This is a genomic window from Pseudomonas sp. TH06, assembly GCF_016651305.1.
Taxonomy (GTDB): domain Bacteria; phylum Pseudomonadota; class Gammaproteobacteria; order Pseudomonadales; family Pseudomonadaceae; genus Aquipseudomonas.
This window is the reverse complement of sequence record NZ_JAEKEC010000001.1, coordinates 2,313,215-2,326,146: the sequence shown is the minus strand read 5'-3', so window position 1 is coordinate 2,326,146 and position 12,932 is coordinate 2,313,215. Positions and strand designations below refer to the sequence as shown.

At 58.9% G+C, this 12,932-nt stretch carries 11 protein-coding genes; 10 read left to right on the top strand and 1 reads right to left on the bottom strand.

Annotated features, from left to right (window positions below):
* Positions 1-117 precede the first annotated feature (117 nt).
* Positions 118-2,028: a sigma-54-dependent Fis family transcriptional regulator gene (locus tag JFT86_RS10465; RefSeq protein WP_201236658.1), complete on the bottom strand. Its 1,911-nt coding sequence runs from the start codon at positions 2,026-2,028 to the stop codon at positions 118-120.
* A gap of 392 nt (positions 2,029-2,420) precedes the next feature.
* On the opposite strand from JFT86_RS10465, the gene JFT86_RS10460 reads away from it, so the two are divergent.
* The 10 genes from JFT86_RS10460 (at position 2,421) to JFT86_RS10415 (ending at position 12,924) form a co-directional block, all read left to right on the top strand.
* A complete protein-coding gene (locus tag JFT86_RS10460; protein WP_201236657.1) occupies positions 2,421-3,941 on the top strand; it encodes an aldehyde dehydrogenase family protein in 1,521 nt (506 codons plus the stop codon).
* A 283-nt stretch (positions 3,942-4,224) separates the two neighbouring features.
* On the top strand, positions 4,225-5,595 hold the full coding sequence (gene eat / locus JFT86_RS10455) for an ethanolamine permease (protein ID WP_201236656.1): 1,371 nt from the start codon (positions 4,225-4,227) through the stop codon (positions 5,593-5,595).
* A 181-nt stretch (positions 5,596-5,776) separates the two neighbouring features.
* On the top strand, positions 5,777-7,171 hold the full coding sequence (locus tag JFT86_RS10450) for an ethanolamine ammonia-lyase subunit EutB (protein ID WP_201236655.1): 1,395 nt from the start codon (positions 5,777-5,779) through the stop codon (positions 7,169-7,171).
* 5 nt (positions 7,172-7,176) lie between these two features.
* Positions 7,177-8,001, top strand: a complete 825-nt coding sequence (eutC, locus tag JFT86_RS10445) for an ethanolamine ammonia-lyase subunit EutC (RefSeq protein WP_201236654.1) — start codon at positions 7,177-7,179, stop codon at positions 7,999-8,001.
* Positions 8,002-8,116: 115 nt separating this feature from the next.
* Positions 8,117-8,578, top strand: coding sequence for a GNAT family N-acetyltransferase (locus tag JFT86_RS10440; protein ID WP_074691599.1), 462 nt, complete (start codon positions 8,117-8,119; stop codon positions 8,576-8,578).
* Between the two features lie 365 nt (positions 8,579-8,943).
* On the top strand, positions 8,944-9,594 hold the full coding sequence (locus JFT86_RS10435) for a DedA family protein (protein ID WP_201236653.1): 651 nt from the start codon (positions 8,944-8,946) through the stop codon (positions 9,592-9,594).
* 4 nt (positions 9,595-9,598) lie between these two features.
* The gene (locus JFT86_RS10430; RefSeq protein WP_201236652.1) at positions 9,599-10,411 is read left to right on the top strand and encodes a zinc-dependent peptidase; all 813 of its coding nucleotides are present in this window, start codon (positions 9,599-9,601) and stop codon (positions 10,409-10,411) included.
* 112 nt (positions 10,412-10,523) lie between these two features.
* Positions 10,524-11,051, top strand: a complete 528-nt coding sequence (gene ppa / locus JFT86_RS10425; protein WP_008052339.1) for an inorganic diphosphatase — start codon at positions 10,524-10,526, stop codon at positions 11,049-11,051.
* Between the two features lie 223 nt (positions 11,052-11,274).
* The gene (locus tag JFT86_RS10420) at positions 11,275-12,021 is read left to right on the top strand and encodes a helix-turn-helix transcriptional regulator (RefSeq protein WP_201236651.1); all 747 of its coding nucleotides are present in this window, start codon (positions 11,275-11,277) and stop codon (positions 12,019-12,021) included.
* Positions 12,022-12,501: 480 nt separating this feature from the next.
* Positions 12,502-12,924, top strand: a complete 423-nt coding sequence (locus JFT86_RS10415; protein ID WP_201231448.1) for a DUF4952 domain-containing protein — start codon at positions 12,502-12,504, stop codon at positions 12,922-12,924.
* Positions 12,925-12,932: the final 8 nt, after the last annotated feature.

Genomic DNA, 12,932 nt, shown 5'->3' with positions numbered 1-12,932 from the left:
CTGATCAGGAGATTTGATAGACACACCTTTCCCGGAGGAGCTGCCGCAGGCTGCGATCTTTTGATTTTAAAAAGCTGGATCAAAAGATCGCAGCCTTCGGCAGCTCCTACAGGGGAGTTACGCGGTGCGGGCGATGCCGTGTTTGCGCAGTTTTCGGTAGAGGGTGTTGCGGCTGACACCGAGTTGCTGCGCCGTGTGAGTCATGTGCCAGCGCGTTTGCTCAAGGGCATTCAGCAATGCCGACCGCTCGGCGTCTTCCAGCGGGTGATCGGATGTCGGCGTTTCCACGACGGGCGGCCGCAACTGCCGAATCATCACCGGCAAATCCTCCAGCCCGATCCGCCCTTCATCACACAACGCCGCCAGCGTACGCAGCACGTTGCGCAATTGCCGCACGTTCCCCGGCCAGTTGAACGCCAGCAAGGCCTCCCGCGCCGGTTCTTCGATCAAAATCGTTTCGCCGTCAGCCTCTTCGGCCAGCAAAAAATCCAGCAGCTGCGATTTATCACTACGCTCGCGCAACGCCGGTAATCCAACTTCCAACCCATTGAGCCGGTAATACAAATCCTCGCGGAAACTGCCGTCCGCCACCCGCTCCAGCAGATTGCGGTGAGTCGCGCTGATAATCCGCACGTTGACCGCTTCCGGCTCGCCACCGATCGGCACCACCTGTCGATCCTCCAGCACCCGCAGCAAGCGAGTCTGCAAGGCCAGCGGCATGTCGCCGATTTCATCAAGGAACAACGTGCCGCCGTCGGCCTGCTGCAACTTGCCGCGCATACCGTCCTTGCGCGCACCGGTGAAGCTGCCGCCACGATAGCCGAACAGCTCGCTCTCGATCAGGCTCTCGGGAATGGCCGCACAGTTGAGGGCGACGAAGGCCTTGCTTGAGCGTTGACTGGCCTGATGCACCGCTTTGGCGAACGCCTCTTTGCCGGAGCCGGTTTCGCCATTGATCAACAGCGGTACATCGCGTTCGAACACGCGCAGGGCTTTACGGAAGTCCGCCTGCAACGCGGTGTCACCGAGGCAGATGCCCGACAGACGTGGCGCCTCGGGCACCACCCTGGCCGGCATGATTGGCATCGGCTTGCGCGACTCGCCGCGCAATACGGCAAACAGATGTCGCCCATCGCGGGTGCGCAACGGCCAACTGGCGCTGGCATTGGCACTCGCGCGGCCGAGCAATTCATCCAGCGAACAATCGAAAAACGCCTCCACCGGTTTGCCCAGCAAACCACCGCGAATATGCCCCAGCAAATTCAGCGCACTCTGATTGACCGCACTGATCCGCCCTTCGCCGTCAAACGCCAGCAAGCCTTCGCTGAACAACCCAACAGACTCGGCCTGCAAGTGAAAACGCAGCAACCATTGATTATCGAAACAGCGCAGGAAGTAGCAGCTCTCGATCATCTTCGCCGACAGATTGACCAGTGCCATGGTGTGGAACTGGCTCTGTCGCGAAACATCGTGGCGCGCCGACGACACGTCGAGCACCGCGAGCAGTTCGCCATGCGGATCGAACACCGGACTCGCCGAACAGGTCAGGCCGGTGTGACGGCCGCGAAAGTGTTCATCTTGATGAATGGTCAGGGCCTGACGCTCGACCAGGCAGGTGCCGATGCCGTTGGTGCCTTCGCAGGCTTCGCTCCAGTCGGCGCCGAGCCAAAGGCCGGCGCGCTCGAAGATCTTGCGTTCGGCAGGTGCGGTGACGCAGTTGAGGATCACCCCGCGCGCATCCGTCAGCAAAACCGCGTGGCCGGCGCCGGAAAGTTGTTGATGCAGGCTGCTCATTTCATTGCCGGCGATCTGCAACACCTGCTGCAGACGCTCGCGGCTTTCGAGGACACGCCCGTGTTCGAGCACGGTCGGCGCCATGCTCTGGGCCGGATCGAGGTGATAGTCCTCAAGACAGCGCAGCCACGAGCGGGCAATCGATGGATCGGCTCCCGGCCCGTGCAGGTGCGATTTGCCCTGTGTGGCCGTGAGAACCTGTTGGGCATGGCGACTCAAATGGTTGTCGTGCATTTCTTATTGTTCTCCCCGAAAGGTCGACGCAAACCTCGTGTAGGAGCTGCCGCAGGCTGCGATCTTTTGATCTTGATCTGCAAAAAAGCAAAATCAAAAGATCGCAGCCTGCGGCAGCTCCTACAGGATTACTGTTGGCTGAGGATCCTCCAGCCGCAACGGCATTGCAATGCTGGCAAGACTGCCCGGTCACAGGCTGTGCCGAAAACGGTACAAAGTGTCACGACACCTGTACCGAAAGCGTCACAGACGCGATCCGCTCGTCCGACAAAAACCGCGCAACACCTTGATTTACCTGACCTGCACGGCAGTGGCCCGACCTTTGCTCTACGCTTATAGCAAGCGCAATTGCGCGTTTCTCTAATAAGTACAAAGCCAAGGAGAACATCATCATGCGTTACGCTCACCCCGGTACTGAAGGCGCCAAAGTCTCGTTCAAGAGCAAGTACGGTAACTACATCGGCGGCGAGTTCGTCGCGCCTGTCAAAGGTCAGTACTTCACCAATACCTCGCCAGTGAATGGCCAGCCAATTGCCGAATTCCCGCGCTCCACTGCCGAAGACATCGACAAGGCACTGGACGCCGCCCACGCCGCTGCCGATGCATGGGGCGCGACCTCCGTGCAGGCGCGCTCGCTGATCCTGCTGAAAATCGCCGACCGCATCGAACAGAACCTCGAACTGCTGGCGATCACCGAAACCTGGGACAACGGCAAAGCCGTCCGCGAAACCCTCAACGCCGACATCCCGCTGGCCGCCGACCATTTCCGCTACTTCGCCGGGTGCCTGCGCGCCCAGGAAGGCAGCGCTGCCGAAATCGACGGCAACACCGTGGCGTATCACATCCATGAACCACTGGGCGTGGTCGGCCAGATCATCCCTTGGAACTTCCCGATCCTGATGGCCGCGTGGAAACTCGCGCCAGCGCTGGCCGCCGGTAACTGCGTGGTGCTCAAGCCTGCCGAACAGACACCGCTGGGTATCACCGTGCTGATGGAACTGATCGGCGACCTGCTGCCGCCGGGCGTACTCAACGTCGTGCAAGGCTTCGGCAAAGAAGCCGGCGAAGCGTTGGCAACCAGCAAACGCATCGCCAAGATCGCTTTCACCGGCTCGACCCCGGTCGGCTCGCACATCATGAAATGCGCCGCCGAAAACATCATTCCATCCACCGTGGAGCTGGGCGGCAAGTCGCCGAACATCTTCTTCGAAGACATCATGCAGGCCGAGCCGACGTTCATCGAGAAGGCCGCTGAAGGTCTGGTGCTGGCGTTCTTCAACCAGGGCGAGGTCTGCACCTGCCCTTCCCGCGCACTGGTGCAGGAATCGATCTACGACGAGTTCATGGCCGTCGTGATGAAGAAAGTCCTGCAAATCAAACGTGGCGATCCGCTGGACACCGACACCATGGTCGGCGCTCAGGCGTCCGAACAGCAATTCGACAAGATTCTTTCCTATCTGGAAATCGCCAAGGGCGAAGGCGCCGAGTTGCTGACCGGCGGCAAAGTGGAAAAACTCGAGGGCAATCTGTCGACCGGGTATTACATCCAGCCGACCCTGCTCAAGGGCACCAACAAAATGCGCGTGTTCCAGGAAGAAATCTTTGGCCCGGTGGTGAGCATCACCACCTTCAAGGACGAAGCCGAAGCCCTGGCCATCGCCAACGACACCGAGTTCGGCCTCGGCGCCGGCCTGTGGACCCGCGACATCAATCGCGCCTATCGCATGGGCCGCGCCATCAAGGCCGGTCGTGTGTGGACCAACTGCTACCACCTGTACCCGGCGCACGCCGCGTTCGGCGGGTACAAGAAGTCCGGCGTCGGCCGTGAAACCCACAAGATGATGCTCGATCATTATCAGCAGACGAAAAACCTGCTGGTGAGCTACGACATCAATCCGTTGGGCTTCTTCTAAAAAGCTGGGGCGACACTGATGTTTCGGTGTCGCCCATTCGACCGCCATCGCGAGCAGGCTCACTCCTACAATTGCACCACATTCCTCCTGTAGGAGTGAGCCTGCTCGCGATTGGCGTCCTAAATAACACGACACATAGGCCTGGCCGCTCTGGCACGGCCCTTGCGTACCCGTCATTCAGGATTTGCTCGACAACTGCCGCTGCGTGAACAGCATCCATCCACCCAAACCGCCACACCCGAAAGTCCAACAGATCAAACAATAAAAAAGACAGCGAGGACTTATGACTTCCACCACACAGCTCAAACCCACACTCGGCACCCTGCACCTTTGGGGCATTGCCGTCGGCCTGGTGATTTCCGGCGAATACTTCGGCTGGAGTTACGGCTGGGGCACCGCGGGGACTCTGGGTTTTCTGGTCACGGCGCTGATGGTCGCGACGATGTACACCTGCTTCATTTTCAGTTTCACCGAACTGACCACTGCAATCCCACACGCCGGCGGGCCGTTTGCCTACAGCCGTCGGGCGTTCGGAGAGAAGGGCGGGCTGATCGCCGGCATCGCCACGCTGATTGAGTTCGTCTTCGCGCCACCGGCGATTGCCATGGCCATCGGCGCTTATCTGAATGTGCAGTACCCGGAGCTTGATCCGAAGATCGCGGCAGTTGGCGCATATTTCGTCTTCATGACCCTGAATATTCTTGGCGTCAGCATTGCAGCGACATTCGAACTGGTGGTCACCGTACTGGCCGTCGCCGAATTGCTGGTGTTCATGGGCGTGGTCGCGCCGGGCTTCAGCTTCAGTAACTTCGTGCTCAACGGCTGGTCGGGTTCGAACGAGTTCACCATGGGCTCAATCCCCGGAATCTTCGCGGCGATACCGTTCGCGATCTGGTTCTTCCTCGCCATCGAAGGCGCGGCCATGGCCGCCGAAGAGGCCAAAGACCCGAAACGCACGATTCCCAAGGCCTACGTCAGCGGGATTCTGACCCTGGTATTCCTCGCCATCGGTGTGATGGTGATGGCCGGCGGTGTCGGCGACTGGCGTCAACTGTCGAACATCAACGATCCACTGCCGCAAGCAATGAAAGCCGTGGTTGGCAATAACTCATCGTGGATGCACATGCTGGTGTGGATTGGCCTGTTCGGTCTGGTGGCGAGTTTCCACGGCATCATTCTCGGCTACTCACGGCAGTTCTTCGCCCTCGCCCGCGCCGGTTATCTGCCGAAAGGTCTGGCCAAACTCTCGCGCTTTCAAACACCACACCGGGCCATTCTGGCCGGCGGCGTGATCGGCATCGCCGCGATCTACAGCGACGGTCTGGTCAATCTGCAAGGCATGACGCTGACCGCTGCGATGATCACCATGTCGGTGTTCGGCGCGATCGTGATGTACATCATCAGCATGCTCAGCCTGTTCAAACTGCGCAAAACCGAGCCGAACCTGGAACGCAGCTTCCGCGCGCCGGGCTACCCGGTGGTGCCGGCCATCGCGCTGTTCCTGGCGCTGGTTTGCCTGGTGGCGATGGCGTGGTTCAACACGCTGATCGGTTGTGTGTTCCTGGGGTTCATGGCCGCCGGTTATCTGTATTTCCAGTTGACCGCCAAGCAACGCGCCGAAGCACCGGCAGACGCTATGCTCGAAGGTATCTAGTTGCACCGGCACCGGGCCTTTCACCCGTTGCCCGCTATATATAAGTGCACATGAAACATGTAGGAGTGAGCCTGCTCGCGATCGCATCGACGCGGTATGACTGTTGCACCGAGTTGCCTGCATCGCGAGCAGGCTCACTCCTACAAAAACATATTCCCGCATTACCGGAGGACACCGTCCCATGGCCGAATTTGCCCATTCCGTCGGCGCCCAGACCTTTCGCTTCGACAGCCTCAAGGATGTGATGGCCAAGGCCAGCCCTGCGCGCTCCGGGGATTTTCTCGCCGGTGTCGCCGCACTCAATGACGGCGAGCGCGTGGCGGCGCAAATGGCACTGGCTGACATTCCGCTAACGCATTTCCTGCAGGAAGCGCTGATTCCTTACGAGTCCGATGAAGTCACCCGACTGATCATCGACACCCACGACAAACAGGCCTTCGCCGTCGTCAGCCATCTCACCGTCGGCGGTTTTCGCGACTGGCTGCTCAGTGACGCCGCCGATGAAAACAGCCTGCGCGCCCTCGCTCCCGGGCTGACGCCGGAAATGGTCGCGGCGGTGTCGAAGATCATGCGCGTGCAGGATCTGGTGCTGGTCGCGCAGAAAATTCGTGTCGTAACGAAATTTCGCGGCACCATCGGCCTGCGCGGTCGTTTGTCGACCCGTCTGCAACCGAATCACCCGACCGACGAGCCTTCCGGGATCGCCGCGAGCATTCTCGACGGTCTGCTCTACGGCAACGGCGACGCGATGATCGGCATCAACCCGGCCACCGACAGCATCGCCTCCATCTGCGCGATGCTGGAAATGCTCGACGCGATCATCCAGCGCTACGACATCCCGACCCAGGCCTGCGTGCTGACCCACGTCACCACCTCGATCGAGGCGATCAACCGTGGGGTGCCGCTGGACCTGGTGTTCCAGTCCATCGCCGGCACCGAAACGGCCAACGCCAGTTTCGGCATCAACCTGAATGTCTTGCAGGAAGGCTATGACGCCGGTCTGAGCCTGAATCGCGGCGCCCTCGGGCAAAATTTGATGTATTTCGAAACCGGTCAGGGCAGCGCCCTGTCGGCCAACGCCCACCACGGCGTCGATCAACAGACCTGCGAGACACGGGCCTACGCCGTGGCGCGACATTTCAAGCCGTTCCTGGTGAACACCGTCGTAGGATTTATCGGCCCGGAATACCTCTATAACGGTAAACAGATCATCCGCGCCGGTCTCGAAGACCACTTCTGCGGCAAGTTGCTCGGCGTGCCGATGGGCTGCGACATCTGCTACACCAACCACGCCGAAGCCGATCAGGACGACATGGACACCCTGCTGACCCTCTTGGGTGTCGCCGGGATCAACTTCATCATGGGCATCCCCGGCTCCGACGACATCATGCTCAATTACCAGACCACTTCGTTCCACGACGCGCTCTACGCGCGTCAGACCCTGGGCCTGAAACCGGCGCCGGAGTTTGAACAATGGCTGGCCAGAATGGGCATCTTCACCCAAGCGGACGGCAAGGTGCATTTCGGCAATAACCTGCCGCCGGCCTTCCGCCAGGCCTTGGCGCAACTGGGATGAGTCTTATGGAAAAACCGCCTGTCGACCCGCAAAACCCATGGCTGGAACTGCGCCGCCTGACCCCGGCACGTATCGCCCTCGGCCGCACCGGCACCAGTCTGCCGACCAGCGCTCAACTGGATTTCCAGTTTGCCCACGCGCAAGCGCGGGATGCGGTGCATCTGCCGTTCGATCATGCAGGGCTCAGCGCGCAACTCAGCGAACGCGGGCGCGAAAGCCTTTTACTGCACAGCGCGGCAACGGATCGCAACAGCTACCTGCAACGCCCGGACCTGGGGCGCAAGTTGAGCGCAGACGCGGCGCAGAGTCTGCGCGATTACGCGGCGGCACATCCGGGCGGCGTTGATCTGGCGATTGTCGTGGCGGACGGTCTGTCGGCACTGGCTGTGCATCGGCATACGTTGCCGTTTCTCACACGCCTGGAAGAACAGATGAGCGCTGACAGCTGGTCCATTGCCCCCATCGTGCTGGTCGAACAGGGGCGAGTCGCCGTCGGTGATGAAATCGGCCAACTGCTCGGCGCAAAAATGGTCGTGATGCTCATTGGTGAGCGCCCGGGTCTCAGTTCGCCGGACAGCCTCGGTTTATATTTCACCTACAATCCAAAAATCGGACTGACCGATGCCTACCGCAATTGCATTTCCAACGTGCGGCTGGAGGGCTTGAGCTACGGGATGGCGGCGCATCGCTTGCTGTACCTGATGCGCGAGGCCTGCCGGCGGCAGCTGTCGGGGGTCAATCTGAAGGACGAAGCACAGGTTCAGACGCTGGAGTCGGACGCAGGTGCAGACATGAAAGGAAATTTCCTACTGGATGCGCCCTCAACCTGAACCGTTTCCGCATTGCGTTTCTGCGCAGGTTTCAGGCAGGATCGATACACGGCCGCCAGGGTTTCCCATCGCCGTCAGAGCAGTTGAAGACAGCCACTTGAAGACGAGACCTATCATGCGGATTATTCAAGCGACCCTCGAACATCTGGATTTGTTGACTCCGTTGTTCGTCAAATATCGCGAGTTCTACGGTTCCCTGCCTTATCCGGACTCCTCGCGCGCGTTTCTCGAAAAACGCCTGCGCCGCAAAGAGTCGGTGATCTACCTGGCTCTGGCCGATGATGACGACAAGAAACTGATGGGGTTCTGTCAGTTGTATCCAAGCTTTTCCTCGCTGTCGCTCAAGCGCGTATGGATCCTCAATGACATTTACGTCGCCGAAGACGCCCGCCGCCAACTGGTCGCCGACAACCTGATACGCACCGCGAAGAAAATGGCCAAGGAAACCCAGGCCGTACGCATGCGCGTGTCCACCAGTGCCGATAACGAGGTGGCGCAGAAAACCTATGAATCGATCGGATTCAAGGAAGACACCGAGTTCAAGAACTACGTGCTGCCGATCAGCGAAGAACTCTGACCCCTGGACCGACTTCGGACAGCTCCTGTGGCGAGGGAGCTTGCTCCCGCTGGGCTGCAAAGCAGCCCCAAACCCCAACACCTCGATCCCGCAGGCTCACCGCATGCCTGCGGATTCGGGAGTGCTGCGCCCTCCAGCGGGAGCAAGCGCCCTTGCCACAAAAAACACTCGCCACCAAAATCCATGCCTCCCTGACAAATCCTCACACCCCGACATCCCCCGCTACAAAACCAACGCGCTTTTCATCTTTCAGACCGTATAATCCCGATCTTTCCGGCTTGTAAGAAAAACTACACCCCGTTGTAGGCTTACACGAAGTCATCCGCACAGGCCTGCCGAGTCGGGCCATCACCACAGGTGCCTCCATGGATTTCAACCCGCTCGACCTTATCCTGCATCTCGACGTTTACCTCGATTTGCTGGTGAACAATTACGGGCCATGGATCTACGCCATCCTGTTCCTGGTGATTTTCTGCGAGACCGGTCTGGTGGTCATGCCGTTCCTGCCGGGCGATTCGCTGCTGTTCATCGCCGGTGCCGTTGCCGCTGGCGGAGGCATGGACCCGGTGCTGCTGGGCGGTCTGCTGATGTTGGCGGCGATCCTGGGCGACAGCACCAATTACGTGATCGGAAGAACCGTCGGGGAAAAGCTGTTCACCAATCCGAATTCGAAAATCTTCCGCCGCGACTATCTGCAAAAAACTCACGATTTCTACGACAAGCATGGTGGGAAAACCGTTACCTTGGCGCGCTTTCTGCCGATCATTCGCACCTTCGCGCCATTCGTCGCCGGCGTGGCGAAGATGCCTTATCCACGTTTTTTCGGTTTCAGCGTGTTGGGCACGATTCTCTGGGTCGGTGGATTGGTAACGCTGGGGTATTTCTTCGGCAACGTGCCGTTCATCAAGAAAAACCTGTCGCTCTTGGTCGTCGGCATCATTCTGCTGTCGCTGGTGCCAATGATTATCGGCGTCATGCGCAGCCGCTTCGGCGGCACCAAAGCGCAATCGCACTAAGCCGATGTGGTCGCTGAGCGCCTGGCGACGCCGGCGCATTCTGGCGAAGCACCCGATTGCCGATGACATGTGGCAACGGGTGCGCCATCACCTGAGCTTTCTTGACGGCATCAGCGCCGCCGAAGACCAGTGGCTGCGCGAAGCCTGCGTGCTGTTTCTCGAAGAAAAACACCTGACCGCCCTGCCCGGCGTCGAACTGCATCAGGAACAACGCCTGCTGCTCGCCGCCCAGGCGCAATTACCGCTGCTCAATCTCGGTGATTTGAACTGGTATCAGGGTTTCCACGAAATCGTCCTCTACCCCGATGACTTCCTCAGCCCGCAGCGCCATCGCGATGCCAGCGGCGTCGAACATGAATGGGATGGTGAACACAGCGGCGAAGCCTGGCAGCAGGGGCCGATCATCCTCGCCTGGCCGGGCGTGATGGCCAGTGGGGGCTGGGAAGGCTACAACCTGGTGATCCACGAACTGGCACACAAACTCGACATGCTCAACGGCGACGCCAACGGCCTGCCGCCGCTGCACGCCGACATGCGCGTCAGCGACTGGGCCGAGGTGATGCAAAAGGCCTACGACGACCTCAACCATCAACTCGACCGCAACACTGATGCCGAAACCGCCATTGACCCGTATGCCGCCGAGAACCCGGCCGAGTTCTTCGCCGTCACCAGCGAGTACTTCTTCAGCGCCCCGGATGTGCTGCACGAAAGTTATCCACAGGTGTACGCGCAACTGCAGCTTTTTTATCGGCAGGACCCGTTGGGCAGGTTGCGGCAACTTCAGGCCACAGACCCGGTCTATCAGGCGCACGACTGACCTCTGCACGACTTTCGGTACATGGCGCGCCCGGCAGAATATGCCTATAATCGCCGCCACTTTTTGGTCAATCCGGCCAAGTGTTTTTGGTCAACTACGGGGGCAACGCCCAATGAGCTACAGCAAGATTCCGGCTGGCAAAGACCTGCCGAACGACATCTACGTCGCGATCGAGATCCCGGCCAACCACGCGCCGATCAAATACGAAATCGACAAAGACAGCGATTGCCTGTTCGTTGACCGTTTCATGGCCACCCCAATGTTCTACCCGGCCAACTACGGTTACATCCCGAACACCCTGGCTGACGACGGTGATCCCCTCGACGTGCTGGTCGTGACCCCTTACCCGGTTGCTCCAGGCTCGGTGATCCGCGCCCGTCCAGTCGGCATCCTGAACATGACCGACGACGGCGGCGGCGATGCCAAAGTCATCGCAGTGCCACACGACAAGCTGTCCCAGCTGTACGTCGACGTGAAGGAATACACCGACCTGCCACCACTGCTGATTCAGCAGATCGAGCACTTCTTCGCGAACTACAAAGATCTCGAAAAAGGCAAGTGGGTCAAGATCGAAGGTTGGGCCGGTGCTGACGCCGCTCGCGACGCGATCACCAAGTCGGTTGCAGCCTACAAAGGCTAAGCACTTGCGCTACGCGTGATGCTTGAAGAAAACCCCGGTTGATCCGGGGTTTTTTGTGCCTGGGAAAAGCCGCCTTAAACAGTGTGTTTATGAAGGACTACAGAAAAGTTTTAGCCTGTGTAATTTCCCACAAGGACGTCTTACATCCCGTCGCAAAATTCAGCCCGTTTTTGAACGCCCGGTTTATTCAAACTGCTCTGGCACGGCCGTAGACTCCGTGTTTATGAGAAAGAACACTAGCGGTCCAAGATTCAAGGCACTCCTGGAAGCAGCGAACATCTCGACGACGGGTTTCGCAAAGTTCTGGGGCACGGAAGCCCAAAATGTCCACAACTGGTACACCCGGGGCGTCCCGGCGTATCGCATGGAAGAAGTCTCACGCCTGCTGTCCGTCAACAGCGAATGGCTGAAAACCGGTGAAGGCACAAAAGAGCTGCCGAGCCTGACGCCGACTGCCAGTAATGGCGACAGCTTTGACGCCCAAGATCCGCAGGGCGCCTATCGATTCATCCATCCCAACGACATCGAACTCGCGTTTTTCAAAGAAACACCACTGCCCAACGACTCCGACAAAACCCATGTCATTCAGGACCCGGACCTCTCCGTCCGCCTGCTGCGCTCACACCTCGAGCAACTGGACATTCGCCCCGCCGACGCCATCTGCGCACACATGATCGGCAACAGCATGGCCGACTGCATCGAAGACGGCTCCATCGTCGCCATCGACCGCCGCCTGACTCAAGTCGTCGACGGCGAAATCTACGCCATCGAACACGCCGGCATGCTGCGCATCAAATACCTGCACCGCATGCCCGGCAACGGTCTGCGCCTGCGCAGCCACAACAGCGCCGAATACCCGGACGAAGTCTTCCACCCGGCGCAAATTGAAGAGCATCGGATCCATATATTGGGTTGGGTATTCTGGTGGTCGACCCTGAGCAAACGCCGGCCAGTGGTGCCGTTTCTATGATCGCACGGGCTGCAAAGCCCCCTGTAGAATTGAGCCTGCTCGCGATGAGGCCCTGATAATCGGTACAAACCTCGAATTTGTTCGACTGCGGTCGCTCTAAACCGCACTTCAGGCTGGGAATCCCCGGCAAAACTCAGTATCCTGCGCCCCACATTTGCGCATCGACCCGCTCCCAGCGGCTGCGATGACGCCCGACGCGGCAGACCAACGTCTGACCAAGTCCCACAGCCGGACGCAGATCCGGGTGTACGTTTTGAAGGCTGGCGCGGTTTACCAAAAATAAACCAAGCCAGTCCCCGAGAAGCCGGCCACAAGCCGGCTTTTTAATGCCTGAAATAATCCTATCCTGTCCAGAAATCTCCCCGATAGCTTGACCAGCGTAAAGCTGTATCAATAGGCGAGCCTTATATAACCTCGCTGCCTGATCGTATGAAAAGAGCAGGAGGAAAATACGTTGGCGCACTTATCATGGATGAATACATGAACAGGTTGATTGGCGGACTTGTCTTCGCAGGCTTATCCACATTTGCAGGTAACGCGATGGCCGAACAGCAATGCGGGGATTTTCTTGCGAAACTCAGCGACAAGCCTGGCTTCGTCGAGTTTCTGGAGTGCACTCAAGACAACAAACAGTTGGGCAAACCGCTCAATGCTCGTTACCGCGTCAAAGGCTCGGATGCTCTTAAAGCTGAGCGCTACATGAGCCGTAGCTTCGCAATGCCTGAGTTGCGACATATCTGCTGTGGATGGGATTCCACATTTTTTTCTTATCGCGATAAAAATACACAGCGTTGGTATCTGCTAGGGATGGGGTCCGAAGAAACGCTCATAAACAGACGCGAATCATGGTCAGAAATAACGTTCTTCTATATCAATGTGTCAGTCACCACGGAAGACTTCTGAGCACAATT